The sequence below is a fragment of the Bittarella massiliensis (ex Durand et al. 2017) genome, from assembly GCF_001486165.1.
Classification (GTDB): domain Bacteria; phylum Bacillota; class Clostridia; order Oscillospirales; family Ruminococcaceae; genus Bittarella; species Bittarella massiliensis.
Genome location: NZ_LN908976.1, coordinates 497,597 through 523,842 on the forward strand (window position 1 = coordinate 497,597; position 26,246 = coordinate 523,842).

The 26,246-nt window shown below is 66.4% G+C and carries 21 protein-coding genes; 9 read left to right on the forward strand and 12 right to left on the reverse strand.

Annotated elements, in window-relative coordinates; all coding sequences use genetic code 11:
• Nucleotides 1–106: 106 nt before the first annotated feature.
• The 3 genes from BN3266_RS05855 to BN3266_RS05865 form a co-directional block, all read right to left on the reverse strand.
• A complete protein-coding gene (locus tag BN3266_RS05855; RefSeq protein WP_242861729.1) occupies nucleotides 107–1,117 on the reverse strand; it encodes a GGDEF domain-containing protein in 1,011 nt (336 codons plus the stop codon).
• 47 nt (nucleotides 1,118–1,164) lie between these two features.
• Nucleotides 1,165–2,871, reverse strand: coding sequence for a bifunctional diguanylate cyclase/phosphodiesterase (locus tag BN3266_RS05860; RefSeq protein ID WP_059004407.1), 1,707 nt, complete (start codon nucleotides 2,869–2,871; stop codon nucleotides 1,165–1,167).
• Between the two features lie 175 nt (nucleotides 2,872–3,046).
• Nucleotides 3,047–4,264, reverse strand: a complete 1,218-nt coding sequence (locus BN3266_RS05865; RefSeq protein ID WP_059004408.1) for an MFS transporter — start codon at nucleotides 4,262–4,264, stop codon at nucleotides 3,047–3,049.
• A 288-nt stretch (nucleotides 4,265–4,552) separates the two neighbouring features.
• On the opposite strand from BN3266_RS05865, the gene BN3266_RS05870 reads away from it, so the two are divergent.
• Nucleotides 4,553–5,770, forward strand: a complete 1,218-nt coding sequence (locus BN3266_RS05870; protein ID WP_059004409.1) for an MFS transporter — start codon at nucleotides 4,553–4,555, stop codon at nucleotides 5,768–5,770.
• Between the two features lie 1,616 nt (nucleotides 5,771–7,386).
• On the opposite strand, the gene aac(6') is transcribed toward BN3266_RS05870, so the two are convergent.
• From aac(6') to glmU, 3 genes are all read right to left on the reverse strand, one after another.
• Complete coding sequence (aac(6'), locus tag BN3266_RS14150; RefSeq protein ID WP_242861730.1) at nucleotides 7,387–8,760, reverse strand: aminoglycoside 6'-N-acetyltransferase; 1,374 nt, start codon at nucleotides 8,758–8,760, stop codon at nucleotides 7,387–7,389.
• A gap of 105 nt (nucleotides 8,761–8,865) precedes the next feature.
• On the reverse strand, nucleotides 8,866–9,822 hold the full coding sequence (locus BN3266_RS05885) for a ribose-phosphate pyrophosphokinase (protein ID WP_021658498.1): 957 nt from the start codon (nucleotides 9,820–9,822) through the stop codon (nucleotides 8,866–8,868).
• Nucleotides 9,823–9,893: 71 nt separating this feature from the next.
• On the reverse strand, nucleotides 9,894–11,306 hold the full coding sequence (glmU, locus tag BN3266_RS05890) for a bifunctional UDP-N-acetylglucosamine diphosphorylase/glucosamine-1-phosphate N-acetyltransferase GlmU (protein WP_059004411.1): 1,413 nt from the start codon (nucleotides 11,304–11,306) through the stop codon (nucleotides 9,894–9,896).
• Nucleotides 11,307–11,734: 428 nt separating this feature from the next.
• On the opposite strand from glmU, the gene ppdK reads away from it, so the two are divergent.
• From ppdK to BN3266_RS05905, 3 genes are all read left to right on the forward strand, one after another.
• Complete coding sequence (gene ppdK / locus BN3266_RS05895) at nucleotides 11,735–14,359, forward strand: pyruvate, phosphate dikinase (protein ID WP_021658502.1); 2,625 nt, start codon at nucleotides 11,735–11,737, stop codon at nucleotides 14,357–14,359.
• 425 nt (nucleotides 14,360–14,784) lie between these two features.
• Nucleotides 14,785–15,018 carry a hypothetical protein gene (locus BN3266_RS05900; RefSeq protein ID WP_059004412.1) on the forward strand — a complete coding sequence of 78 codons (234 nt, stop codon included), beginning with the start codon at nucleotides 14,785–14,787 and terminating at the stop codon, nucleotides 15,016–15,018.
• 223 nt (nucleotides 15,019–15,241) lie between these two features.
• Nucleotides 15,242–16,693 (forward strand): S41 family peptidase, encoded by a 1,452-nt coding sequence (locus tag BN3266_RS05905; protein WP_059004413.1) that lies wholly within the window; start codon nucleotides 15,242–15,244, stop codon nucleotides 16,691–16,693.
• Nucleotides 16,694–16,916: 223 nt separating this feature from the next.
• Here the strand turns inward: BN3266_RS05905 and BN3266_RS05910 are convergent, their stop codons facing one another.
• From BN3266_RS05910 to BN3266_RS05935, 6 genes are all read right to left on the reverse strand, one after another.
• Complete coding sequence (locus BN3266_RS05910; protein ID WP_154668994.1) at nucleotides 16,917–17,624, reverse strand: hypothetical protein; 708 nt, start codon at nucleotides 17,622–17,624, stop codon at nucleotides 16,917–16,919.
• On the reverse strand, nucleotides 17,618–18,574 hold the full coding sequence (locus tag BN3266_RS05915) for a hypothetical protein (protein WP_059004415.1): 957 nt from the start codon (nucleotides 18,572–18,574) through the stop codon (nucleotides 17,618–17,620). The genes BN3266_RS05910 and BN3266_RS05915 overlap by 7 nt, the downstream gene beginning before the upstream one ends.
• 34 nt (nucleotides 18,575–18,608) lie before the next feature.
• Nucleotides 18,609–19,595 (reverse strand): hypothetical protein, encoded by a 987-nt coding sequence (locus BN3266_RS05920; RefSeq protein WP_059004416.1) that lies wholly within the window; start codon nucleotides 19,593–19,595, stop codon nucleotides 18,609–18,611.
• A gap of 18 nt (nucleotides 19,596–19,613) precedes the next feature.
• Nucleotides 19,614–20,441: a TPM domain-containing protein gene (locus BN3266_RS05925; protein WP_059004417.1), complete on the reverse strand. Its 828-nt coding sequence runs from the start codon at nucleotides 20,439–20,441 to the stop codon at nucleotides 19,614–19,616.
• Nucleotides 20,438–21,517 (reverse strand): TFIIB-type zinc ribbon-containing protein, encoded by a 1,080-nt coding sequence (locus BN3266_RS14050; RefSeq protein ID WP_059004418.1) that lies wholly within the window; start codon nucleotides 21,515–21,517, stop codon nucleotides 20,438–20,440. The genes BN3266_RS05925 and BN3266_RS14050 overlap by 4 nt, the downstream gene beginning before the upstream one ends.
• A 134-nt stretch (nucleotides 21,518–21,651) precedes the next feature.
• Nucleotides 21,652–22,959, reverse strand: a complete 1,308-nt coding sequence (locus BN3266_RS05935) for an SPFH domain-containing protein (RefSeq protein ID WP_044992028.1) — start codon at nucleotides 22,957–22,959, stop codon at nucleotides 21,652–21,654.
• Nucleotides 22,960–23,149: 190 nt separating this feature from the next.
• Between BN3266_RS05935 and BN3266_RS05940 the strand changes: the two genes are divergently transcribed.
• From BN3266_RS05940 to BN3266_RS14250, 5 genes are read left to right on the forward strand one after another with little or no spacing between them, the layout of a single operon-like run.
• Nucleotides 23,150–23,491: an ADP-ribosylglycohydrolase family protein gene (locus BN3266_RS05940; protein WP_059004419.1), complete on the forward strand. Its 342-nt coding sequence runs from the start codon at nucleotides 23,150–23,152 to the stop codon at nucleotides 23,489–23,491.
• Nucleotides 23,492–23,535: 44 nt separating this feature from the next.
• Nucleotides 23,536–24,486 carry a carbohydrate kinase family protein gene (locus BN3266_RS05945; RefSeq protein ID WP_021659445.1) on the forward strand — a complete coding sequence of 317 codons (951 nt, stop codon included), beginning with the start codon at nucleotides 23,536–23,538 and terminating at the stop codon, nucleotides 24,484–24,486.
• The gene (locus BN3266_RS05950) at nucleotides 24,452–25,180 is read left to right on the forward strand and encodes a hypothetical protein (protein WP_154668995.1); all 729 of its coding nucleotides are present in this window, start codon (nucleotides 24,452–24,454) and stop codon (nucleotides 25,178–25,180) included. Before BN3266_RS05945 ends, BN3266_RS05950 begins: the two co-directional genes overlap by 35 nt.
• Before the next feature lie 53 nt (nucleotides 25,181–25,233).
• Nucleotides 25,234–25,968: an ADP-ribosylglycohydrolase family protein gene (locus BN3266_RS05955; RefSeq protein ID WP_059004421.1), complete on the forward strand. Its 735-nt coding sequence runs from the start codon at nucleotides 25,234–25,236 to the stop codon at nucleotides 25,966–25,968.
• A 12-nt stretch (nucleotides 25,969–25,980) separates the two neighbouring features.
• Complete coding sequence (locus BN3266_RS14250) at nucleotides 25,981–26,175, forward strand: ADP-ribosylglycohydrolase family protein (RefSeq protein WP_059004422.1); 195 nt, start codon at nucleotides 25,981–25,983, stop codon at nucleotides 26,173–26,175.
• Nucleotides 26,176–26,246: the final 71 nt, after the last annotated feature.

Below are 26,246 nucleotides of genomic sequence, written 5' to 3' on the forward strand. Positions count from 1 at the left end.
TCTGTGGAGATGAAACGATGTATCTCCACAGAGTGTTTTTGTATCGCCCTTCCCCTCGCGCAAACCGCTCGCCCGGCGACAGGTCCTCCCCCTCCAGGGCCTGTCCTCACGGCCTCTCCGGGGCCACCACCCGGTTTTTCCCCGCCGCCTTGCCCCGGTACATCTGCCGGTCGGCCAGCAGGATCATCTCCCGGGCGGTGAGCCCCTCTGCGCCGGTGCTGAAGCCGACGGTCAGGGTGATGTGCAGCTGCGCCTCCCCCCAGCGAAAGGGGTGGCCGGAGACTGCGGCGCACAGCCCCTGCAGCCGCTCCATCACCTCGCTTTGGACGAGGCCGCGAAAGAGGAAGATGAACTCCTCCCCGCCCCAGCGGCAGATCTCCACCCCGTCTCCCAGCTGCCGCCGCATGAGCTGGGCCAGTTCGGCCAGCACCGCATCGCCGCAGGGGTGTCCCCAGGTGTCGTTGATGGCCTTGAAGTTGTCGACGTCGCCCAAGGCCACCGCCGCCGGGCCGCCGCCGTCCTCCACTCTGGCCAAAAAGGCCCGGCGGCTGAGCAGCCCGGTGAGGTCGTCGAAGTTGGCCAGGGCCTCCAGGCTGCGGTTTTCCGCCCGCAGCTCCTGCCGGCTGACCGCCGCCGAGACCTTGGCGGAGATCGCGGCAAAGAGGATGACGGTGAAGCAGGCGCAGGCGTTGTAGAGGTAGAGCCACAGCTCCCCCCTCCCCCGCAGCACCGGGGCGGCAATCCCGGCGGGGGCCGCGCACCTCAGGGCGAGAAAGAGCAGTATCTCCAACGCGGCGAAGAGGTAGACCACCCCTTTGTGCCGGAAGGGGCGAAAATAGGTCACCGAGAGCATCGCCACCAGGTAGAGGGAAAAGCCCGACCCCCACCCCAAGACCAGGGTACTCACCGCGGCAAAGAGGCAGACTTCCAGGTGGACGCAGGTCACGGCCAGGCGGTAGCGGTCCCGCTCCACCACCAGCAGCATGGCGCCGTAGAAGAGGGTGCTGCCCGCGTTGTAAAGGGAGAGGGAGAGTGGCCCCAACAGCCTGAAGAGCACCGCGTAGGAGAGGTGCGCGGCCGCGGCCAGCCCCACGATCTGGCGGTAGGCGCGCTTCACGTGGCCGCCTTCCCCGCGCAGGGCGTCTGTGCGCCCCGACCCCGCCCTCACCGCTCTGCCACCGGCCAGTACTTCTCCTCAAAGACCTCTCTGGCAATGGGCCGGGAGACGTAGTACCCCTGCACGCTGTCGGCGTTCAAGGTCTGCACCGTCTTCAGTTCGTCGAGCTGTTCGACCCCCTCGACACAGACCGAGATGCCCACGCTGTGGCAGAGTTGGATCACCGCGGCGATGAAGGCGCGGTTGAACTCGTGCGTCTGGTCGTTGATGAGGGAGATGAAGAGCCGGTCGATCTTCACAATGTCCGCCGGCATCTGGGTGAGCATCCCCAGGGAGGAGTAGCCTGTCCCAAAATCGTCCATGGCGATCTGGATGTGGGAGCCCCGCAGTCCCTGAAAGGCCTCTCTCAGGGCGGGCATGTCGGTGACAAAGCAGCTCTCGGTCAACTCCAGCACCAGGTGCCGGGGGGCCAGCTCATACCGCTCGAGCAGGTCCAGCACAAAGGGGACAAAGGCCTTGTCCGCCAACTGCAGATAGGAGACGTTGACGTTCATGACAAAGTCGGGGCAGAGATCCAGCCAGCGCTTGCAGGTGGCCACCGCCTCCTCCAACACCCACCGCCCCAACTGGATGATGAGACCGCTGGATTCCAGTAGGGGGATAAACTCCACCGGCGACACCGGGCCAAAGGGCTCGCAGGACCAGCGCAACAGGGCCTCGGCGCCGATGAGCTGCAGGCCGCCGCCCTTCTCAAAGCGGACAAAGGGCTGGTAGACCAGCGAGAAGTGCTCCATCCCGCTGCGGACGCTCTGCTGCAGGCAGCTGGTCAGCTCCATCTTGCGGATGCGCTGCTTCAGCAGGTCGGGGGTGAAGGCGGTGCAGCGGTTCTTGCCGCCGTCCTTCGATGCCTCGAGGGCGCTCTCGGCGTATTTGAGCAGGTCCAGGTAGTTGTCCGCGTCCCGGCCGATCTGGGCGGTGCCGCCGGAGATGGTGCAGAAATAGGGGGTGCCGTCCACCTCCTGCTCCCGGTTGGCGCAGAGGTGGATGGTCCGGTAGAGCCGCTCCATCTCCTCCGGCGAGGCCCCCGGGCAGACGACGGCGAACTCGTCCCCGTCAAAGCGGTACGCCTCCGCCCGCGGGGGGAGCAGCCGCTGCAGGTTCTGGGCGATCTGGCGCAGCACCGAATCGCCGAAGATGTGGTTTTTCAGGTTGTTGATCCGCTTGAAGTCGTCCAGCCCCAGCAGCAATATGCCCCCCGGCGCCTCCGCCTGCTCCAGCAGGCGCTCGACCCGCTTGCGGCACTCGCCCTGGGTGAAGAGGCCGGTGGTGGGGTCGATCTTCCCCTTGTTGGCGATGGGGGCCACCACCCCCGCAAAGGTGACCGGCCGGCCCACCTCGTCCCGGTTGAGCAGGCCCCGGCAGACCACCCAGACATATTCGCCCCCGCGGTTTTTGACCTGGTATTCCACGTTGTGCTCGTCGGTGCGGCCCGCCAGCATCTCGTCGATGGAGTCAAAGTAGCGCTTTTGGTCCCGGGGGTGGACCAGTTCCCCCCAGAGGGGCACCAGCCCGGGCACAAGCCGCCCCGGCAGCGCAAAGTCCTGCGCCATGTTTTCCGAGACCAGGGCGAGATCGGCGGACATATCCACAATGTAGATATAGTCCTCCGTGCTGTTGACAATTGCCTTGTAGAGCACCTGCGCGTCGATGGGAAACGACTGGATCGCGTGGGAGCTGATGTGCGGAGTCTCCATTGGTGGCCTCCTCGCCAGAGATCCCGGCGCCCTTTCAAGCGGGTGCTGAAAGTCTCTCTTTTTGTTTCCTTTTTATAAAGCAAACCTGCACAGTCAACTGTATTATAGCACGCCATCGCGCCGCCGGGCAATCGCCCCTTTGATTTGCAATAAAATCCGATTTTTCAAAATCCCCTTAGGCAGCCTCGCCCCGGGGCGCGCGGGGGAAGGCCAGGGCCAGCAGGCAGAGCAGGGCCATCAGCCCGCCGGCGGCCCCGAAGAGCACCGGGTAGCTGCCCCCGGCCAGGGGCGCCACCAGGTAGGTGGGCAGGAGAAAGCCCCCCAGCATCTGCAGGGTGGCGATGATCCCCCCCGCCGCCCCGGCGTAGCGGGGGCCGATCTCGGGCAGGGTGGCGGGCAGGGAGAGCAGCAGGGGGAAAAACATCCCCAGGGCCACCCCGGTGACAAAGAGGACCGCCCCCATGACAAGGCCCTGGGGCAGCATCCAGCCAAAGGCCGACCCCAGGCCAAAGACCGCCCCGGCCCCCACCAGGCAGCCCTTGAGGCTGCCGGTCTTGTGCAGCAAAACCGGCCCCAGCAGCGCCCCGAAGATGTTGCCGACCGTCACCGCCGAAGCGGCCACCCCGGCGGCGGCCGCGGTCATCCCCCGCACCTGTTGCAGGGCGCTGGGCAGAAAGGCGTTGAGGAGAACGCAGGCCCCCATCAGGCAGGCCATGCAGCCCCCCGCCAGCCAGACCGAGCGGCTGCGGGCGGCCACCGCCACGCTCTCCTTTGCCGAGGGGGGCGCGGCCTCCTCTTCGGCGGGCGCGTCCGACGCCCCCTCCGGCCGCTCGCGCATCAGCAGCAGCCAGAGCAAGGCAGCTGCCGCGCAGACGGCAAAGGCCACCCAGTAGGCCGCCTTGGCGCTGGGGAGCAGGGCGGTGGTGGCCAGGGCCGCCGTCATCCCCACCGGGGAGGAGGTGAGCACCGCCCCCGCCACCGTTCCCGCCCGCTGCGGGGGGTACCAGTTCCCCACCACCTTGGCGGTGTTGGCGTTCAAAAAGGCCATCCCCACCCCCAGCAGCACCATGCTCCCCATCAGCCCCAGGTAGCTGCCGCAGAGGGGGCGCAGGGCGGTGCCCAGGGCGCTGACGGCCAGCCCCACCCCCGCCACCCGGCGCACCCCCCAGCGGTCGGAGAGGGCCCCGGCAAAGAAGGAGAGGAGGAAGGCCGGGATCATCGGCGCCGAGAAGGCGCTGGAAAACTGGGCGGCGTTCAGCCCCAGGGCGGCAGTGATCTCCGGCCCCAGGGGGGAGAGTTGGTACTGGGCGTAGTTGACCGCCAACAGCCCGAAAAAAAAGACCGCCATGGTGGCCGCGCCACGGCCGCCCGGCCGCTTGTTCTGTCTGTGCAAAAAAATCGTCCCCTCTCTGGCACGCCAGCCGCGGGCGGGGCCCGCGATTGGCCGATAGCTGCATTGTATCACAGCCGCTTTGCCGGGTGATACCGGCAAAAGCACAGAAGAAAGGGACGAAATCCCGGCATTTTGCCGGAACCGGCCCTCCGGCGGCGAAAACGCGGGATGGCGCCCGGTCCAAAATCGTGCTAAAATAGGCAAAGATCGGCAGATTTCGGCCGCTTTTGGACCGTTTTGGACCATATCGTCCCGCGGCGGGACCTGCCAAAAAAGGAGGACGGACCCTTGCAGTCAAATCCCTCGCTCGCCCGGCGGATGACCGCCCAGTACGCCAGTTTACAGGGCGCTTACTGGATGGTCTTCTGCGCGGTCATGAGCTTTGCCTCGGCCTTTTTGCTCTCCCGCGATTTCGACAACACCCAGATCGGGGTGGTGCTGGCCCTCTCCAACGTGTTCGGGGCGCTGCTTCAGCCCGCGGCCGCCTCCCTGGCCGATCGGGCGCGCCGGTTCTCCCTGCGGCAGATCACCGCCGCCATCGCCTTTGCGGCGGCCGCCCTCTCGGGGGTGCTGCTGGCCATCCCCCGCTCTTTCTGGCTGACGGCCGTCCTCTTCTGCCTGGTGGCCACCGCCATGCTCACCGTTCAGCCCCTGATCAACGCCCTGGGGTTTGTCTACGAGCGGTGGGGGCTGCCCATCGACTTCGGCCTGGCGCGGGGGATCGGCTCCCTCTGCTATGCGGCGGTCTCGTTTTTGCTGGGGCTGCTGTTGGAGCGGTGGGGGGCCGACGTGCTGCCGGTGGGGTTTGTGCTGCTCTACCTCCTCATTGCCCTGCTGGCCTTGACCTTTCGCGCCAAGGGGCTGGCCGACGCCCCCGCCGCCAAGGCCGCTGAAGAGGGGGCGGGAGAGGGGGCGCGCCCCTCCTCCCTGCTGGAGTTCTTCCGGCAAAACCCCCGCTTCACCCTCTTTCTGGCGGGGGCGACCTGCGTCTTTGTCTTTCACACCATGCTCAACAACTTCCTGATGCAGATCGTGGTGCACGCCGGGGGACAGAGCGCCGACTTCGGGGCCGCCCTCACGGTGGCCTCGGCCCTGGAACTGCCCACCATGGCCCTTTTTTCTCGGCTGGTGCGCAGGGTCCGCTGCGAGACCCTGCTGAAAATCTCGCTGGGGTTCTTCCTCGTCAAGGCGGTGCTGCTGTTTGTGGCCCGCGACCCGGGGGGCGTCTACCTGAGCCAGGTCTTTCAGGTGGGGGGCTTCGCCCTCTTCACCCCGGCGGCTGTCCACCACGCCAACGCCGTCATCGCCGGGGCCGACCGGGTGAAGGGGCAGGCCATGCTGGCGGTGACCAACACCCTGGGCGGGGTCTTCGGCTCGCTGCTGGGGGGCTGGCTCATCGACCGGGCGGGCATCCCCGCCATGCTGCTGTTCGGGGTGGGGATCACCGCCCTGGGCAGCGCGGTGGCCTGGCTGGCCCTGGGGTGCGCCCCGGCCCAAAAGGGCTGACCCGGCTCTTTTTTGGGGCGGGTCCTGTGTCTTAGTGATGGGGATGGGTATCGGCGCCAGTGACCGGGGGGCAGCGGGGCAGACGGGCGGCAGGGAGGGATACGCGCAGCAACCGACATTCTGGTGCGCCCCTTTGACCCGGCGGGCGACGCTCTGCGCCGGAAAACGCCGCGGCGACAGAGAAATTTCTGCGTTTGCCGGGTGGATACCCCCGATGGATGGGGTTATTTGCCTCAGAGAGGGGATTTCCCGCGGGCTGGCCCTGTACCTTGGCGCTAAGGACGGGTACCGGTGCCAGTGGCCGGGGGGCAGCGGGGCAGACGGGCGGCAGGGAGGGATACGCGCGGCAACCGACATTCGGGTGCGCCCCTTTGACCCGGCGGGCGACGCCCTGCGCCGAAGAAACGCCGCGGCGGCAGAGAAATTTCTGCGCTTACCGGGGCGGACGCCCCCGATGGATGGGGTTATTTGCCTCAGAGAGGGGATTTCCCGCGGGCTGGCCCTGTACCTTGGCGCTGAGGACGGGTACCGGCGCCAGCGATCGGGGGGCAGCGGGGCAGACGGGAGGCAGGGAGGGATGTGCGCGGACGCCCGCACTCAGGTGCCTCCCTTTGACCCGGCGGGCGATGCTCTGCGCCGGAAAAATACCGCGGCGGTAGAGAAATTTCTGCGCTCGCTGGGGGCGGACGCCCCCGATGGATGGGGTTTTTGCCTCGGGGAAGGGATTTCCTGCGGGCAGGCCCTGTGTTTTGGCGCTGGAGGGACGGGTACCAGCGCCAACGGCCGGGGCAGCGGGGCAGATGGGAAACCGGGAGGGATGCACGCGGCAACCGACATTCGAGTGCGCCCCTTTGACCCGCCAGGCGACGCTCTGCACCGGAAAACGCCGCGGCGGCAGAGGCTCTTCTGCGCTTGCCGGGTGGACGCCCCCGATGGATGGGGTTCTTTACCTCGGGGAAGGGATTTCCTGCGGGCGGGCCCTGTATCTTGGCGACGGAGATGGGTATCGGCGCCAGCGGTCGAGGCGCAGCGGGGCAGACGGGCGGCAGGGAGGGATGTGCGCGGACGCCGGCATTTGGGTGCGCCCCTTTGACCCGTCGGGCGATGCCCAGCGCCGGAAAACGCTGCGGCGGCAGAAGTCTTTCTGCGCTTGCCGGGTGGACGCCCCCGGTGGATGGAGTTCTTTGCTTCGGGAAGGACCTACTCACCCGCTGGAAGCTCTTTGCGCCCTCGGACGAGGCCGCCCCGGCACTGGATGTTGCCGCCCCGCGGGGAACGGCCGGGGCATCCGCAGTAACCGCCAGACCAACGGGCCCTGCGGGCGGGACTTCCCCGGCCGGTCGTTTCAAAGTCCGGCAGTGCAGCTGACCGGCGGCCCCACGCCAATCTTTGTGGAGGTGAACGGGGCTACTCCCCCTCTTAAGCCTGGGGCGGAGGAACGGGCCCCAGCCAGCAACTCGGCGCACCCGTTGCGCTGCTCCATCCGCAGAGGGGGAAAGAGGCTACACTGCGCCGAGTTCGCGGACCCCATCGGCGAACTGTTCGAGTGAGGGTGCCAGACGCCCAAAAGAGAGGGGGCCGTCCCGCGGGACGACCCCCTCTCTTTTGGCTGGTGGCTAGAGCTCTTTGAGGAAGCAGACGATCCTCCCCACCTCTCGAAAGCCGGCGCGGCGGTGAAAGCTCTGGCTGGCGGCGTTGCCGAAATCGCAGTCGCTGGCGAACTGGCGGCAGCCCCGCCCCCTGGCCCAGGCCTCGCACCGCTCCAACAGCCTGCGGGAGAGGCCCCGGCCGCGGCAGTCCGGCTCCAGGTAGATGCCCTCCAGATACCCCACCGGGCCGGGGCGCGCGCCCTCGACGTAGTCGCGGCGCAACTGGCACTGGGCGTACCCCACCGGCCGCCCCGCCTGCCAGGCCAGAAAGATGGCCCCGTCGGGGCCGGAGAAGCAGGGGGCCAGGTCCTCCGCCAGCTCTTCCGCCCCGCTTCCCGGCCAGAGTTTGCCCGCCAGGGCGAGGGCGGCGGCCCGGTCGGCAGGACCTGCCTGCCGCACCTCGGCCCCTTCCTGGAGGTGGCGCTTTTCGGTGAGCCGGCGGCAGAGGTCGCAGGGGGTGTAGAGCCCCTCTTCCCCCACCTCGACCCCCTGTTCCCCGGCGTAGGCCCGGTAGCCCGCCACCCCGCCCTGGAGGAGGGCGGCGATGTCGGGGCGGGCAAAGGGGTCGTAGCCGTCGACGATCTCGTCGATCCCCTGGCAGCGCAGGTCGCCGATGGAGAAGGCGCAGAGGGCGACGGTCCCGTCGGGCAGGACCGAGAGGGTCTCGCCCCGGTCCAGGGGAGTTGTGTAGGGGGCCTGCCCGCAGCGAAAGGAGCCGTCGAGGTCGGCGGGGCGGGAGAAGTACCGCCCCAGGTGGCGGGCGGCGCTGCCCGCCGGGGCGATCTGGTTGCCGCTGCTGACCGCAAAGCCCTCGGCCACAAAGGCGGCCAGCACCCGGCGGGTCTCTTCGTCCCACTCGTTTTGCCCCTGCGGGCCCTGGAGCCAGGCCGGGTGGATGCGGAGCCGGCAGCGGCCGTCGGCGGCCAGGCGGCGGGCAAAGTCCAGCGCCGCGGAGAGGGGGATGCGCCGCTGGTGGAAGGCGTCGGCCGAGAGGAGCACCTCGGCCCCCACCTCCCCCAGCCAGCCGGCCACCTGGGCCACCCGGGCGGGGTCGCGGGAGAAGTAGCCGTTGGTGATGACCTGCCGCCGGGAGATGCCGGCGGCCTTGGCCTCCCGCAGGAGGGCGACGGTGTCCTCCGGCCAGAGGAGGGGCTCGCCCCCAAAGCACATCGCCGAGCGCAGGGGGAAGCGCTGTGCCAGCCGGGTGAGCACCCCCTCGCAGAGGGCGTAGGGGAGGTGGCCGGGCGGGTGGCCGGACATCTCCCCCTGGGAGCAGTGGGCACAGCGGCCGGTGCAGTGGTAGGTCATGGTGAACTCGACCCGATCGAGATTTAGATACATCTCTCTTCTCCCCTGTTGCGACAGTTTTTCCCATCATAGCACAGTCGGGGAAAAAGAAAAAGCGGGGCGGCAGAGAGCCGCCCCGCCTGATTTTGTGGGCAGGGATCAGACAAAGAGGGTGGAGACCGACTTGTCGGAGTAGATGCGGGCGATGGCCTCGGCAAAGACGGGGGCCACCGGGAGGATGCGGAACTTGTCGAGCATCTTCTCGGGGGGGATGGGGATGGTGTCGAGGAAGACCAGCTCTTTGATGGGGGACTCCTTGATGCGCTCGATGGCGGGGCCGGAGAGGACCGCGTGGGTGGCGCAGGCGTAAACCTCTTTGGCGCCCTTGCCCATGAGGGCCTTGGCGGCGTTGCAGAGGGTGCCGGCGGTGTCGATCATGTCGTCGGCGAGGATGACGGTCTTGTCCTTCACGTCGCCGATGATGTTCATCACCTCGGAGACATTGGCCTTCTGGCGGCGCTTGTCGACGATGGCGATGGGCACGTCGAGCTTTTGGGCGAAGGAGCGCACCCGGGTGACCGACCCCAGATCGGGGGAGACCACCACCAGATTTTCCTTCTTGCCGGCGAACTTCTTCTCGTAGTAGGGCTCCAGCAGGGGGACGCCCAGCAGGTGGTCCACCGGGATGTCGAAGAAGCCGGTGAGCTGGGCGGCGTGCAGATCCATGGTCAGGACCCGGTCGGCCCCGGCGGCGGTGATCAGGTCGGCCACCAGCTTGGCGGAGATGGGGTCGCGGGCCTTGCTCTTGCGGTCCTGGCGGGCATAGCCGTAATACGGGATGACGGCGGTGATGCGGCCGGCCGAGGCGCGCTTGAAGGCGTCGATCATGATGAGCAGCTCCATCAGGTGCCGGTTGACCGGCGCGCAGGTGGACTGGACCACGAAGACGTCGGAGCCGCGGACGGTCTCGTGGATGGAGACCGAAATCTCCCCGTCGGAGAACATCCCCACGTCCGATTTGCCCAGAGGCAGGCCCAGGTATTCGGCGATCTCCTCGGCCACCTTCTTGTTGGAGTTGGCGGAAAAAATCTTAATGTCCTTGCCGTGTACGTTCATAGCTTTTTAACTCCCCTATTTATCTGGCTGCCCCGCACCGGTGCGACGGCAGCGTTTTGCACCCTGCGGCGCTACCGTTCCTCTTCTTTTTTCTTTTTGGCCTTGGCGATGCGGCCGGCCAGCTTTTTGCCGGCCCAGTTCTCGATGGTCTTTTGGTACCCGCGCTCGATGGCCAGGGCGCCGTCGGGCACGTCCTCGGTGATGGTGGAGCCGGCGGCGGTGTAGGCCCCCTCCCCCACGGTGACCGGGGCCACCAGGTTGGTGTTGCAGCCGATGAAGGCGTTGTCGCCGATGACGGTGCGGTACTTCTGGCTGCCGTCGTAGTTGACGGTGACGCAGCCGCAGCCGAAGTTGACCCCCGAGCCCACGTCGCTGTCCCCCACGTAGGTGAGGTGGGCGACGCTGGTGCCCTCCCCCACGGTGGAGTTTTTGATCTCGACGAAGTTGCCCACCTTGGCGCCGTCTTGCACCCGGGAGCCGGGCCGCACCTGGACGAAGGGCCCCATCCGCACCCCGGAGCCGATCTCCGAATCGGTCACCTGGGAGGCGTTGAGCACGGTGCCGTCGCCCACCACCGCGTCGGTGAGCAGGGAGTTGGGGCCGATGGTGCAGCCGCAGCCCACCACGGTGTGCCCCTTGATGATGGTGCCCGGGAGGATGGTGGTGTCCGCCCCGATCTCGCAGTCGGGGGAGAGGACGATGCCGTCGAGGGTGACGAACTCGACCCCTTGGCGCATCTGCTTTTCAATGACCCGGCGGCGGGCGATCTCCCCCAGCTTGTAGAGGGAGAGGCGGTCGTTGGCCCCCAGCACCACGTCCTCGCTCTGGGCGGTGTAGGTGCCGGCGCCCCTGCCGGCGCGCAGCAGGAGGGAGACGGTGTCGGTCAGGTAGTACTCGCCCTGGGAGTTGTCGTTTTGCAGCTGGTGGAGCACCTCCAGCAGGGCGGCGGTCTCAAACCAGTAGGCGCCGGAGTTGACCTCGCGGATGGCCCGCTCGGCCTCGGTGGCGTCTTTCTGCTCGACGATCTTGGCGATCTGCCCGCCGTTTTTGACGATGCGGCCGTAGCCGGTGGGGTCGTCGAGTTCGGCGGTGATGACGGTGACGGCGTTGCCCGAGCGGAGGTGGCTCTCCAGCGAGCGGCGGATGGTGTCCTCGTCGACAAAGGGGGCGTCGCCGCATAAAATAAGGGTATGCCCGTCCCGGTGGGAGTTGAGAAATGCCTCCCCCTGCAGCACGGCGTGGCCCGTTCCCAGCCGTTTGGTCTGCATGGCGACGGCAAACCGGTCCCCCAGGACCTGGCATACCTCTTCACTGCCGTGGCCCACCACGACACAGATGTCCTCGATGCCCGCGCGCTCCAGCGCGTCGGTCACCCAGGAGATCATCGGCTTGAAGAGGACCTCGCAGAGCACCTTAGGTTTGCGCGAGCGCATGCGGGTCCCCTCGCCCGCCGCCAGGACGACGGCGTTGATGGCTGCTTCCATGTACTTGCCTCCTGTTTCCAGTTGTGTTCGGCATGGGGGAAGGCGCGCGGCCCCGCCCCGGCATATAAGCTACCTCGTTTTTGCACAGTGCCCTCCAGGCGCAAGAAAGCCCCTTTTCCCATGGGGGAAGCGGGGTCTTTTTGACGAATCGGCGCACTGTTCTTTATATAATTATTACAACTTCCCGTCCCTTTTGCAAGCCCTTTTTCCGGCTCTGGGGAAAATCTATTGAAAATCACCAATAAAACGCAAAAAAAGCAAATTGGGTATAGCAAATACAGTCTCGATTTGCTATAATGGGCGCATAGACGGTGCGTCTGAACAGATTGGGGATGAGAGGACTATGTGGGCTCTTTCCGGCGAGGGGGGAGCGCGCATAGTCTTTGTGGTGTCCAAATCTGTTTACAAAAAACAGGAGGTAGATACCCGTGAGCACGAAATACGTGTACAAGTTTTCCGAAGGCAACGGAACCATGCGGGAGCTGTTGGGCGGCAAAGGCGCCAACCTGGCCGAGATGACCAACCTCGGCATGCCGGTTCCCCAGGGCTTCACCGTTACCACCGAGGCCTGCACCAAGTACTACGAGGACGGCAAGCAGATCAACGAGGACATCCAGAAGGAGATCTTCGAGAATCTGGCCGAGTTCGAGAAGCTGGTCGGCAAAAAGTTCGGCGACCCCGAGAACCCGCTGCTGGTGTCGGTCCGCTCCGGCGCCCGCGCCTCTATGCCCGGCATGATGGACACCATCCTCAACCTGGGCCTCAACGACGAAGTGGTGGAGGGCTTTGCCAAATTCACCAACAACCCCCGGTTTGCCTACGACTCCTACCGCCGGTTCATCCAGATGTTCTCCGACGTGGTGATGGAGCTGCCCAAACCCGAGTTTGAGAAGATCATCGACGCCAAGAAGGAAGAGCGCGGCGTGACCCAGGACGTGGAGCTGGACGCCGACGACATGAAGGACCTGGTGGTCCGCTTCAAGGCTTTCTACAAAGAGAAAAAGGGCACCGACTTCCCCGCTGACCCGAAGGTCCAGCTGATGGAGGCCGTCAAGGCCGTGTTCCGCTCTTGGGACAACCCCCGCGCCAACGTCTACCGCCGCATGAACGAGATCCCCTACGACTGGGGCACCGCCGTCAACGTGCAGATGATGGTCTTTGGCAACTCGGGCGACCGCTCCGGCACCGGCGTTGCCTTCACCCGCAACCCCGCCACCGGCGAGAAGGCCCTCTTCGGCGAGTACCTGATCAACGCCCAGGGCGAGGACGTGGTGGCCGGCGTGCGCACCCCCTCCCCCATCTCCCACCTGCACGAGGACATGCCCGAGGTCTACAACCAGTTCGCCGAGATCGCCAACCGGTTGGAGCAGCACTACCGCGACATGCAGGACATGGAGTTCACCATTGAAAACGGGCAGCTGTTCATGCTGCAGACCCGCAACGGCAAGCGCACCGCCGCCGCCGCCCTGAAGATCGCCGTCGACCTGGTCGACGAGGGGATGATCACCGAGGACGAGGCCGTTCTGCGCGTCGAGCCCAAGCAGCTGGACTCCCTGCTGCACCCCCAGTTCAACGCCGACGAGATGAAGAAGGCCGAGTGCATCGGCAAGGGCCTGGCCGCCTCCCCCGGCGCCGCCTGCGGCAAGGTGGTCTTCACCGCCGAGGACGCCAAGGAATGGGCCGAGAAGGGCGAGAAGATCGTCCTGGTCCGCCGCGAGACCTCCCCTGAGGACATCGAGGGGATGAACGTGGCCGAGGGCATCCTGACCGTGCGCGGCGGCATGACCTCCCACGCGGCCGTCGTGGCCCGCGGCATGGGCACCTGCTGTGTCTCCGGCTGCGGCGAGATCGTCATCGACGAAGAGGCCAAAGAGTTCTCCCTGGGCGGCAAGACCCTGCACGAGGGCGACTTCCTCTCCATCGACGGCTCCACCGGCAACATCTACTACGGCGCCATCCCCACCAGCCCCGCCGCCATCTCCGGCGACTTCGGCCGGTTCATGGGCTGGGCCGACAAGGTCCGCAAGCTGAAGGTCCTGACCAATGCCGACACCCCCCGCGACGCCAAACAGGGCCGCGAGTTCGGCGCCCAGGGCATCGGCCTGTGCCGCACCGAGCACATGTTCTTCGAGGAGAGCCGCATCAAAGCCATGCGGGAGATGATCGTGGCCGAGAACACCGAGGACCGCAAAAAGGCCCTGGCCAAGATCGAGCCCTATCAGCAGGGCGACTTTGAGGCCCTGTACGAGGCCATGGAGGGAGACCCTGTCACCATCCGCTTCCTCGACCCGCCGCTGCACGAGTTCCTCCCCACCAAGGAAGAGGACATCAAGGAGATCGCCGACGAGCTGGGCATCACCGTTGCCAAGCTCAAAGAGGTCATCGCCTCCCTGCACGAGTTCAACCCGATGATGGGTCACCGCGGCTGCCGTCTGGCTGTCTCCTACCCGGAGATCGCCGAGATGCAGACCACCGCCGTCATCAAGGCTGCCATCAACGTGACCAAGAAGGGCAACTTCGCTGTGAAGCCCCAGATCATGATCCCGCTGGTCGGCGAAGTCAAAGAGCTGAAGTTTGTCAAGGACGTGGTGGTCGCCACCGCCGACAAGCTGATCGCTGAGTCCGGCATCGACCTGGAGTACGAAGTCGGCACCATGATCGAGATCCCCCGCGCGGCCCTGACCGCCGACGAGATCGCCACCGAGGCCGAGTTCTTCAGCTTCGGCACCAACGACCTGACCCAGATGACCTTTGGGTTCAGCCGCGACGACGCCGGGAAGTTCCTCGATTACTACTACGACAACAAGATCTACGAGTCCGATCCCTTCGCCCACCTGGACCAGAAGGGTGTTGGCAAGCTGGTTGAGATGGCCGCCAAGCTGGGCCGCCAGACCAGACCCGACATCCACCTGGGCATCTGCGGCGAGCACGGCGGCGACCCGACCTCGGTCGAGTTCTGCCACCGCGTCGGCCTGGACTATGTCTCCTGCTCCCCCTTCCGGGTGCCCATCGCCCGGCTGGCTGCTGCGCAGGCCGCTCTGAAAGACAAATAAGCCATTTGAGAGCTGATGAGAGCCCCGTCGAGGCGCGAAAGCGCCCGGCGGGGCTCTCTTTTTGGATTTTTCTGGGAAGGGGGAGTTGTTTGGTGGGAGGGGGGCAGCGGGGAGAAAGGGCTTTCGGCGAGAGAGAGACTCGGGGGGAAGGTGGTCCGGTGGAGAGGGAGGGCTTCGGAGAAAGAGAAGGGTCGTTGAGAGAGAGCTCGGTGAGGAGGGGGTTCGGTAGGAAGGGATGCCTCCGGCGAACGAGGGCCTTTGGCAAGAGGGGGCGGTCCGGCAAAAGGGGACCTCGGCAGAGAGGGGCTCCGCTCCGATAAGGGGGAAAGCCCGGTGAAGGAAGGCTCGGTGAAGAGGGCGCTCTGGTAAAGAGAGGGCCCAGTAGAGGAGGGGGACTGGTAAAGTTCGACAGAGAGGGGGCCTTGGTGGAGAGGAGCCCTGGCGAGGAAAGGGTCTTGGCGAAAGGCAATTCGGTGGAGAGGGACTTTGACAAGGCGGGAGCTCCGGTGAGGGAGAAGGCCCCGGCGAGGAGGGGGCCCGGTGAAAAGAACGCCTCAGTGAAGAAGGGGTTCGGCGGAGAGAGGCTCTCAGTGAGGAAGGGGCCTTCATCAAGAGTAGGCGGCCTGGCTAAGAGGGGCCTCGACCGAGAGTGGCTCTGATGAGAGAGGGGCCCTGGCGAGGAAGGGGGCCAGTGGGAAGAAGGTCTTGGCGAGGAGGGGGCCCGGTGAAGAGGAGAGCCCCGTCAGGGAGAGGGTCCTGGTGAGGAAGGGCCCCGGCAGAGAGGGGCCGTTCATCTGTCTGTCACAAAAAAGCGGTATACTGTTATTTTATTGCGGGCCGGTGGGAAGCCGGCCCAGTTCCCCACCAGAAAGGATGCTTGCCATGTTTTCACTCTCTCCCCGCGGCCGACAGCCCCGACGGCTCGGCCGCAGTCCCGGACGCTGGAAAAAGGTCACTGCCCTCTCCCTCGCCCTTCTCCTCGCCTTTGGCGGAGGGGTGGCGCTGGAAGGGGCGCTGGGCCTCTTCTCCCCCTTTGGCGCGCAGGGATACTGCAAACTCACCGCCAGCTACCGGGCCCTGCGGGACCGGTGGTACTTTGGCAGCGAGGTGGAGGATCTGTCCGGCCGGCTGACCGACCAGGCCCTGGCGGGGATGGCGCAGAGCGAGTTGGACAGCCACACCGGCTACCTTCCCCCCGCCCTGCGCACCCGGAGCGAGAAGAGCCTGGCCGGGGCGTCGGTCGGGATCGGCGTGGTCTACCAGCAGGCGGACGGCGGCTTTTTGGTGGTGCAGGTGGTGGACGGCTCACCGGCCGCCGAGGCGGGCATCCTGCCGGGAGACCTGTTGGTGGCAGTGAACGGTGTCCCCTTCTCCCAGCTGGAGGATCCGGCGGCGGAGATCGCCGGGGAGGAGGGCACCGCCGTGCGGGTGACCGCGGCGCGAAACGGGGTGGAGACCGAGTACGCCCTGGAGCGGCGAACAGTGGACAACTCGGCCAGCGGACGAGTTGTCGACGGGGTGGGGGTGCTGACCATCCGCTCCTTCACCAGCACCCTGGGCGCGCGCACCGGCGAGGTGTTGACCCAGTTGCAGGAGGCTGGCTGCACCGAGCTGGTCATCGACCTGCGGGGCAACGGCGGCGGCTATGTGGACGCCGCAGTGGAGGTGGCCAGCTACTTTCTGCCCGAGGGGGCGGTGGTCTACAAGGAAGAGAACAAGGCCGGCAAGGTGCGCGAAATCACCGCCGACCGCGAGACCGAGCGCCGCTCCTTTGAGCGGATCGCCGTGCTGGTGGACGGGGACACGGCCAGCGCCTCTGAGATCCTCACCGCCGCCCTGAAGGAGCAGCTGGGGGCGATGGTGGTGGGGACTGCCACCTACGGCAAGGGGACGGTGCAGTCCACCCTCCTCTTCGGCGATGGGAGCGGGCTCAAGTACACCCGCTACCGCTGGCTGACCCCCGGCGGCGGGTGGGTCAACGGCCAGGGGATCGCCCCCGACCTGGAGGTTTCACAGCCCGGCGCGCTGGAGACCCCCGCCCCGCAGATGGCGGAGGGGGAGACCACCTCCCCCGACCAGGTGGGAGAGGCGGCCGGCCCGGTGCAGACCTACCTGGCCTTTTTGGGCTACCCGGTCGCCCGCCAGGACAGCTACTACGCTCCGGGTTCCGCCGCCGCCGTGCGGGCCTTTCGGGCCGACACGGGGCTGCCCGAGGGGGAGGCAATCGACAGAGACCTCTGCCGCGCCCTCACCCAGGCGGTGACGCTGAAGTGGTACACCCAGCAGAGCGAGCTGGACGTCCAGCTCGAGCGGGCGGTGGAGGCGATGAAATAGTAAATATTTCACAATGATGTACAGAAAGCTTTGAGCCATATTTTCTAGTCGCTCTCCTGGCCCTGCTGGGCGGGGCGGCAGTTCTGACGCTGCGCAAGAAAGCGCAGTAATTCCCGTCAAATAGCCATTCAAAAAGAGCGCCCCTTGCAGCTTTGCAAGGGGCGCTCTTTCATGGGGCGACAGATTGTGGCGGGGGGCTCTATCCAAAAGCCGCAGGGAAAAATCAGCCCGCCCCCTTATGGCTGTGCCCTGTGGAGCGGTAGAGCAGCTCCCCTCCCTTCAGGGGAGAGGTGGCATAAGAGACGCTCTGCCGGAGCTCGGCATTTTGTTCCTTTTGCCGGCGGCGGGCCAACAGGCAGACGGTGGCGGCAAAGACCGCCGCCCCGAAGAGGGCGCTGTAAAGGACGTGACGGCGGTGACGCCACGAAATGGGGTGGTAGCGGCCCTTATCACTTGCCAACTGCAGTTGGGCCGTCAAATCGTCGATCATCGCAAACGCCAGCTCGTCATAGGTAAAGGCGGTCCCATCGCCGGGGGAAAAGGAGTCAAACTGCCCCCAGACACCCAGTTCACAGGTGCCCTTCCTGGCATTGATGAACATCACCGCGGCATCGATACGCTTGTAGGAACTGTATCCGTAGCGCTGCCTCAACACCTCCTCCAAGCGGTGATCCAAATCAGGAGGGGCGTAGGTGCTGTTGTCATATTGACTGATGATTATCAGGTCGAACTCGAACTCGTCAAACAGGGCGGCACAGCGCTTCTCCAGCGCCGAGGGGTCCTCTAAGCACTGGGCCGAATCGAATACGTGGGCTCCCCCTTTGGTGTCCTCCCAGGGGTCGGCGCCAAGCGCCAAAGCACTGGTGCCTACAAGGGAGCAAAGACAGCAGGCCAGCAGGGCGGCCATCCACTTCCAGCGATTTTTTACCATATCAGCACCCCCAAAAAGGTCGCCAGCCCACCGGCAATCAGTCCCAGCACCCAGGGGGCGGGGGTGAGCATGCTGGAGAAAAAGCCCGCTTTAACGGAACCGGCGATCCTGCCGCTGACCCCGTCCACCCAGACGACGCTGCCCTTTCCCCTGCCGGACAGGCGGCACTTCCAGATGGGATAGAGGACACAGTCGGCGCTGCAGCTGAGGAGGGAGGCCTTGTACTGCACCTTTTGCTCCTCTTTGCAGTGATTTTCCTGAAAGAGGGAGCTGTACAGCCGGTCTTTTGCCTCGCTGCCGGCGAGGAGGGCCGACCGCTTCAAATCAGAGGGGCAGCGCTCCACCTTGACCGGGTCCCCCTCCTTTGCCCGGTCGAGGGGAAAGGGGGCAAACCGCTGCCAGAGCAGCCGTTCCTCCATCCCCTGCAGGTCGGCGAACTGTTTTCCCAAGAGGGTCAGTTCCCCCCGGTGGATCTCCGCGCTGAGGCCGGTGGAGGAAACGGCGGCAATCGCTCCGGTGGCGGTGGCGTCGGCGCACCAGACGGGGAACCAAACCTGCTCCAGGTGGGGGAGGAGGCCCTGTGGCCGGCGTGTCCAGAGGGGGGAGCCCTTGACCCGCTTACAGTAGTCGCAAACAGCCTGGGCCGCCTCCTCCTGGGGGATGGAACAGGGGACCTTTTTGCTCACCCGCAGGGGGTCGGTGGGGGGGAAGATGGTCACCTCTCTGTCCGCCCGCTGAAAGTCGGCCAGCCAGTCCTTGCGTGGGTCCACCGTCGGTTTGGGCGGCACAAAGGGCGCCGGCGGCCGCTTTTTGGCATCCTGGACGGGGGGCTCCGTCTCCTCCCAGTGCAAGACGGTGTCGCAAAAAGGGCAGGTGTATCCCCCGCCGCCCGGCATAGGGGTCAGCGGTGCCCCACAGCTGGGGCAATTGCGCTTTTTTAGCTCTCTCACAATCTCTCTCCCCTCTCTGTCGGGTCAAGTGGACTCATCTCTTCTCGGCCGGCTGGCGGTCGCTCTGCTGAAACGTCCATTCAAACGCCGCCGTGCAGAGGGGTCCTCCCCGCATCGTCATCTCACAGAGGCGGCTTTGTCGCCACCGCTCCTCCTCTGCCTGCGGCCCAAGGGGAGGATTGCCATCTACCCAGCCGGTACAGCCATTGACCAGCAGTCGGTAGGGTTTCCCCTCCCACGCCCCTTCCAGACACCAATAGGGGGCGAGGTAGAGATGGGCCACCGCTTCGGTGATGGAGAGAACGATGCTGTGCCAAACGCCATTTTCAAAACGCCCCCCACCGAGCGGGCGGGGAAGGCATTTTTGCAGCTGCCATTTGGCCTGTTCCCGCCAGCGCTCATCTCCGGGGAGGGCGGTGTCCCCCAAAATCTCCCACATTCCCTGCTCTTCCAAATCGCAGACAGCAGCTTGTTGCAGGTCACTGCGCAAAAAGACAGGGGAGGCCAGAGGGGAGTAGAGCAGCTCCTCGGCAGAGAAGAGACAGCTCTGGGCCACCCGGTACCCAGCGGTGGGGGGAAGGTGCGGTCTCTCCGCCCAAATCCCCTCCATGGCGGCAATGCCCCGGCAGGCAATTCGCCACAGGGGCAGGCGCACCTCTCTCACCGCCTGGAGGGCAGAGAGAGAAAAGCAGGCTTTGACCGCGCCCTTTGGGGCTGCCTGCCGGAGGATGGAGATGGCCTGTGAGCGGTCAAAGCGCATCGGCACAGCGCGCACCGCCGTATTGCCCGCGCGCAAAGGGACATCCTTCCCCTGCGCGCAGGCGAGGATCTCCGCCCCTCGATAGGGCGCCTCGGCCCGGCTGTCGGAGGGCGGGTCCCCCTGCCGGTCAGCGGGCGGTGACGGCGGTTTTTCCGCCCCATTTTCGCGGTAGGCCCCGCCGCAGAAGGGACAGTACCAGTCCGCCCCCCTGCGGCTGAGGGGTGCGCTGCAATTGGGACACTTCATCTCCTCGATGGTCATCCCCTCACTCCCCTTCCTTTAAAAGCTGCGGCCGCCGCCCCCGTGGGACACCCCGCTGGAGCCCGAGTGGGTGGAGGAGCCGCCGCCCCCGCCGCCGCTGCTAGAACTCTTGGGGATGGCGGTGCGGGAGGTGTGGGTGGTGACAAAGTTGTCCTCCTTGCGGGAGAGGCGCACCCCGTTGGTGCCGGTATAGGCCCGGGCCAGTTGGGCGGGGTTGGGCAGCTTGTTGTGGCTGCCCGCCAAACAGCCCGCCACGATCCCCCCCACCAGGAGGGAGCCGCCCAGGGCGATGGCGGTGTAGAGGACCGGGTGGCCGAGGAAGGGCCCCTCTCCCCCGTCGTACTTGATGTAGCGGGAGGCCCGGTCGAGAAAGGCCTGGGCGGCGCCGTAGTAGTCGCCCTTTTCCATGTGGGGCATGACCTCATCGTCGAGAAGGGTGTCGATGTGGTCGTCGGTAAAGAGCTCGATGGCCTTCCCGGTGGTGGTGATCCAGACCTTGCGGTTGTCCATGTCGATGAGCAACAGCAGGCCGTCGTTTTTCTCCCCGCAGCCGATGCCGTTGTAGTCGTAGAAGTCGTCGGCATAGGACATGGCCGACTTGCCCCCGGCGTCGTCGGTGGTGACCACGGCGATGTCCATGTGGTAGGTGGTGGCGGTCTCGGTGGCCTTTTTGGTGAGGGTGTCCCGCTCCTGCTGGGTGAAGAGGCCCGCCTGGTCAAACACCTTGGTCAGGCTGCCGGTAGCGGTGCCCGCCAGGGCGCAGAGGGGGGCGGCGCACAGCAGGAGGGCGGCCAACGCCAGGGCGGCCCACCCCTTTTTTCGGGTCCCGTTTGTATGTTTGCTCACTTGATCAGCCCTCCGATCAACATCGACACGGCAAAGAGGATGCCGCTCACCCCGCCGAACCAGGCGGCCAGCCGCCCTTTGCTCATGGGCAGGCGGCCCACCATCTTGCCGGTCTGGCCGTTCATGGCCAGGTGGTAGGTCTCCCCCTTGTATTTGGTGTTGAGGAGCCAGACCGGCAGCATGGCGTAGTCGGCCCGCTCGCTGCGCATCGACACCGAGCAGTTGCCCGGGCTGACGTTGGTGTAGCCGGCCACCGTGTCCCGCAGCAGCATCCGGCTGGTGCTCTCGATGCGCTGGTGGACCCGGGCGGCCAGGTCGCGGGCGCTCTCATCGTAGCGCTCGGCCAGGTAGCCTGAGAGGTAGGCCATGGAAAAGGGCTTGATCTGGCCGAAATTGAAGGGTTCCAGCGCCTGCATCATGCTGTCGTCCAGCCCCTTGGAGCCGTCGGCCGGCAGGTGGCTGAAGGAGATCTCCCCCGCCCGCTCGATCTGGTAGACGTCGGTCTTGGTGTAGCGGTAGCTGGAGTCGCTCCAGCTGGTGATCCGCTCGGCCCGGGCCGAGAGGGAGGCGTCCACCTGGCAGTCAAAGAGCCAGAAGGGGGCGTAGAGGCCGCTGAGCTTTTCGATGTGGTGGGTGGCGGTGAAGTCCCGGGGCAGCAGCGGCTTTTTCTTGCAAAGCCCCTCCAGCGCCTGAAGGGCGTGCTCCTTTTTGAGCACAAAGGGGAGCACGTAGGCCGGGCGAAACGCCCCCTCCAACCGGCCGGCGATGACGGCGGGGTTGTGGCAGAAGACGCAGAAGGTGGCGGTGGTGTTCCGGTCGGTGAGGATCTGGGCGCCGCAGCTGGGGCAGGTGTAGACGGTGACCTCTTCGGCGTGGTCCTCCCCCGCCCCCTCGCACTGCTCCAGGGGGTCGTCGACCTGGGCGGCCTGCTGCTGCCGCAGGATCTCCTCCATCTCCTCGGCGGTGAAGGAGCCGTTACAGAAGGCGCAGTCCCACTTTTGGCTGTCGCTGTTAAACGAGAGGGCGGCGCCGCAGCGGGGACAGTCGTAGGTGAGGGTGGTCTGGGTCTCTGGCATGGCGTGTCTCATCCCTTTCTCCATTTGGGTGGTGGCCACAGGGCCGGGCCCCTGCAGAGCGAGGCGCGTCCGCAGGGGCCCAATATCCCCCTCCCCCCTCTGCCAAGGCGGCAGGGGGGAAAATCAGGGGGCAATTACTTGAGTTTTTCGCCGCAGGACGGGCAGAAGTTGGCGCCGGGCTCCACCTCTTTGCCGCACTTGGGGCAGACGGAGGGGGCGGCCGGGCGGGGCTTGCCGCAGTTTGAGCAGAAGTTGCCGCCGTTTTCCTGGCCGCACTCGCAGGTCCAGGTCTCCGCCGGGGCGGGCTGGGGCTTGCCGCAGTTTTGGCAGAACTTGCCGGTGTTTTGCTGCCCGCATTCGCAGGTCCAGGCGCCGGCAGCCGCTGCGGCCGCGGCCTGGGCCGCCGCCTCTTCCTTGGCAGCCTGCTTTTCGGCCGCCTGCTGCTGCATCTGGTTTTGGTTGGTGGCGCTGAAGGCGCCCATGGGCCCGCCCGAGGCCTGCATGCCGATGCCCATCCCCATAAAGGCCTGGGCGGCCCCGGCCGAGTTGGAGCCGGCGGCCTTGATGCCCTCGGCCACCGAGCCCTGGACGTAGCCCTCGCGGACGGTGGCGTCCGAGAGCATGGCGCCCTTGTTGCGCAGGTTGATGAGGTTCTTGGAGTCCTCGTCGTAGGAGATGCTGTTGATCCCCACCGACTCGATCACCATGCCGCGGCGGTCGTTCCAGTCGTCGTCGAGGACGGTGGACATGTACTGGGCCAGCTTCTGGCTCTGGGAGGCGACGTAGGAGATGCGCTCATGGTCGGCCGACATCTGGTTGATGGCCGCCTGGAAGGCGGTGAGGAACTCGGACAGGTAGAGCTTGTGGATGTCCTCCACATTGACGTGCTGGGCGTCGCGGGGGATGGCCTCGCGGTAGAACTTGATGGGGTCGGTGATGCGGATGGAGAAGTAGCCGTGGGCCCGCAGATAGAGCTCGGCGTTGTAGAACTCGTCAAAGTAGTTGACCGGGTTGACGGTGCCAAAGGCGATGTTCTTGATCTCCTGCATGTTGATGAAGTAGATCTTCTGCTGCAGGGGGGTGGAGCCGGAGAACTTGAAGCGCTCCCAGGTCTCCTTGACCGCGTCGCCCAGCTGGCCGTTGAAGACCGACGGGGCCGTGGAGTTGTCGACGGTGTAGTAGCCCGGCTCGGCGGTGTAGCTGACGATCTTGCCGCCGTCGACGAGGAGCATGCACTGGTTTTCGTTGACGATGATCTTCGAGCCGTTGGAGACCACCTGGGCGGTGCCCTTGTAGTTGCTGTCCCGCCGGTCGCCCCGGCGGAGTTTGACGCCGGGGGCCATGACCGTGGTGTCGCCCATGTCGCCCGCCTCAAACGCCTCCAGCCACTGGTCCGCCAGGGCGCCGCCGATGGCGCCGGTTGCCGCTTTGATAAGACCCATATTCATTCCCTCCGCTTATTTTCCCGGCGGCCCGCCTGCGGCGGGACGCCTGATTTGTAGGTAAACTGATACATCCAGTCGCCCCGGCGGACGGCCACGGCTCGGCCTGCCTCTTATCCCCATCTAGATGTGTATAAGAGCCAGGGCCGAGATCGCCTCCCGTCTAGCGGTCCGCTACGGCGGTTTTCATGTGGCCTGGGAGATCGGCCGGCGGCACGCCGGCGACTGGCGGGCGGGGATGGCGGAGATCCGCGATCTCATCGGCAACGGGTTGGCCACGGTGGAGGCGGTGCCCGCCGCCTTCGGCCTGCTGGCGGCCGCCCAGGGCCGGGTGATGGAGACGGTCTACGGCGGGGTGAACATCGGCGGGGACACCGACACCATCGCCACCATCGCCGGGGCCATGGCGGGCGCCTTTGCCGGGGCCGGGGAGATCCCCCCGGCGCACATCGACCTCATCGAGAGACAAAACCAATTCGACCTGTGGGGACTGGCCCAAAAAGTCGCCCGCTGCCTGGCCGGGGAGCGGTGAGCGCCCGGCCCATCACAACGGATAACGGAAAGGGGAACCAAACCATGAACGAGGCAATCGTCAATCCCGAGCGCTATGTGGTCGCCGTGGGGGACGGCGGCGTGGACCACTACTACGCCCTCTCCCGCTGGCCCGACCTGGGGGAGCAGATCCTCTGCCGGCCCATGGGGGACTATGTGGGGGGGATGATCTCCAACGCCAGCTCCACCCTGGCCGGATACGGCCGCCACACCTACCTCATCGGCACCACCACCCACTCGCCCGAGGGGGATTTCATCCTCAAGACCCTGGGGGAGGCGGGGGTGGACCTGAGCCACCACAACTACGACGACGACTACACCATTGTGGTCTGCAACATCTACCTGACTGACAGCGGGGAGCGGACCATCTTCGTGGGGCTGGACGAGGGCTGCACCTTCCGCTTCACCCCCGAGCAGCAGAAGCTGCTCAACGGGGCGGCCTTTATCTACACCACCATGAACAAGATCGAGCTCTACGAAAACGGCTACGAGGCCATTGCCGAGGCCCGCGAACACGGGGCTCTGGTGACCTATGACCTGGAGAGCTATGAGGACGACGAGCGCCACCAGAAATACCTGGGGCTCTGCGACATCATCTTCGTCAACGACCACGACTTTGCCCACATGGCCCACGGCAAGGAGGAGGCGGTCTACTGCAAGACCCTGCTGGAAAACGGGGCCAAGATGGTGGTCATCACCAAGGGGGGCGAGGGCTGCTCGGTCTACTCCAAGGAGATGATCGTCAACCAGCCCGCCTGCCCGGTCAAGCCGGTGGACACCACCGGCGCCGGGGACACCTTCAACTCCTCCTTTGTCTACGGGCTGACCCAGGGCTGGTGCCTGCCCAAGGTGACCGCCTTCGCCACCGCGGCCGCCGCCCGCTGCGTCACCATGGTGGGCAGCCGCAGCGGCATCGCCACCCTGGAGGAGGTGGAGGCCTTTGTCAAGGAGCACCCGCTGCCGCCCCAGCGGTGACGGCCGCGCCGCGGCAAGGGGGATAGAGGTGACAAACCGGGCGAGGCGGGGGGCCGCCCTCCTCCTGGCGGCGGCCCTTCTCCTGGGCGGCTGCTCCGCCAAAAGGGAGGCGGGGACGGCCGCCTGCCCGACCGCCCCCGGGGCGGTGGCGGAAATCGAGAGGGAGGGGCCCCCCGACGGAGGGGGGACCGCCCCGGAAGAGCCCACCGCCCCAGAGGGGGAGAGCGCCGCTGCGGGCCCGAGCGCCCCGGCGCAGACCGGCGGCGCGGCGGAGAAGGACCCGCAGGGGACCAACTCCCCCTCCCAAGGGCAAAAGGCCCCCTCCCAGGGGGGGAGTTCCGCCGGCCAGTCGACACCCGCGCCCCAGCCGGAGCCGGGACCCACCCCCGCCCCGGAGCCTGCGCCCGAGCCCGAGCCGGTCAAGTCCTACGACATCGACTACTTTGTGGCCTACGCCAAGGAGTACGGCCAGCGCATCGGGCTGGAGCTGGACCCGGACGGGAATCCGGACAACCGCTCCTGGGACACCCCCATCACCGCCACCTTCCCCATCACCGAGCAGTGGAAGGTGGACTACAAGAAGCAGGACATCGAGGGGTACTGCCAGCACATCAAGCGGGAGGGAAACACCTCCTACTGGGTCTACGCCCAGAAGCTGACGGGCGGGCGGTACCGGCTCTACATCGGATATTGACCCCCTGCCCCACCGAGCGGGGAGGGGAACCAAAAGCGAGGAGGACATTACAGATGACCCTGAACGAACGCATTTTGGGCGGCCTGGTATTGGCCGCCGCCGGAGACGCCATCGGCGCCGCCACCGAGACCCGCTCCACGGCGCTGATCGAGGAGCGCTTTGGCGGCCCGGTGCGGGACTTTATCGACGCGCCCGAGGACACCTTTGCCCGCGGGGCCAAGGCCGGCACCGTCACCGACGACTTCTCCCTGGCCTGGTGCACCGCCATGGCCATTGCCGAGCGCGGAGGGGTCATCGACGAGGCCTGCGCCAAGGACGCCCTGGTGCGCTGGCACGGCCTGGGGGACTACTTCGAGCGGTACGCCGGCCCCACCACCCGCGCCGCGGTGATGGCCATGCTGGGCACCCCCATGGAGGCCCCCCTCTCCTTTCTGGCCTGCGACAACTCCAAGGCCTCCAACGGCGGAGCCATGAAGATCGAGGCGGTGGGCTATGTCAACCCCGGCGACTGGGACCGGGCGGTGGAGGACGCCATCACCATCTGCCTGCCGACCCACCCCTACGACATCGCCCTCTCGGGGGCCTGCGCGGTGGCGGCGGCCTGCGCCGAGGCGGTGCGGGAGGGGGCCGACCTCTTCTCCATTGTCAAGGCGGGGGCCTACGGGGCCCAAAAGGGGTATGAGAAGGGCGGCCGGGTGGGCGCCCGGCTGGCCGGGCCCTCGGTGGAGCGGCGCATCTGGATCGCCGCCGCCCCCACCTCTTCCTTATACCCATCTAGATGTGTATAAGCGACAGACCCGGTGGAGGCGACCCTGGCCGGGGTCAACATCGGCAGCGACACCGACACGGTGGCCACCATTGTGGGCAGCATCGCCGGGGCCCACAGCGGCATCGGGGCCCTGCCGGAGCACTACCTGGAGGTCATCGACCGGGTCAACGGCTACGACCTGCGCGGGTTGGCCGACCGGCTGGCGGAGGTCGCCGCCGAGCGGTAAGACGGATGCGAGAGAGGGGGCGCCGGCTGTCTGGAGAGCCGGCGCCCCCTGTCGCACAGCGAGAAAAGGGG

What these genes read in the sequence shown, in the direction of transcription:
- BN3266_RS05955 (WP_059004421.1), top strand. Translation starts at nt 25,234, where the DNA reads ATGACCCTGAACGAACGCATTTTGGGCGGCCTGGTATTGGCCGCCGCC.
- glmU (WP_059004411.1), bottom strand. Translation starts at nt 11,306, where the DNA reads ATGGAAGCAGCCATCAACGCCGTCGTCCTGGCGGCGGGCGAGGGGACC.
- BN3266_RS05920 (WP_059004416.1), bottom strand. Translation starts at nt 19,595, where the DNA reads ATGACCATCGAGGAGATGAAGTGTCCCAATTGCAGCGCACCCCTCAGC.
- BN3266_RS05905 (WP_059004413.1), top strand. Translation starts at nt 15,242, where the DNA reads ATGTTTTCACTCTCTCCCCGCGGCCGACAGCCCCGACGGCTCGGCCGC.
- BN3266_RS05945 (WP_021659445.1), top strand. Translation starts at nt 23,536, where the DNA reads ATGAACGAGGCAATCGTCAATCCCGAGCGCTATGTGGTCGCCGTGGGG.
- BN3266_RS05935 (WP_044992028.1), bottom strand. Translation starts at nt 22,959, where the DNA reads ATGGGTCTTATCAAAGCGGCAACCGGCGCCATCGGCGGCGCCCTGGCG.
- BN3266_RS05860 (WP_059004407.1), bottom strand. Translation starts at nt 2,871, where the DNA reads ATGGAGACTCCGCACATCAGCTCCCACGCGATCCAGTCGTTTCCCATC.
- BN3266_RS05885 (WP_021658498.1), bottom strand. Translation starts at nt 9,822, where the DNA reads ATGAACGTACACGGCAAGGACATTAAGATTTTTTCCGCCAACTCCAAC.
- BN3266_RS05910 (WP_154668994.1), bottom strand. Translation starts at nt 17,624, where the DNA reads ATGGTAAAAAATCGCTGGAAGTGGATGGCCGCCCTGCTGGCCTGCTGT.
- BN3266_RS14050 (WP_059004418.1), bottom strand. Translation starts at nt 21,517, where the DNA reads ATGCCAGAGACCCAGACCACCCTCACCTACGACTGTCCCCGCTGCGGC.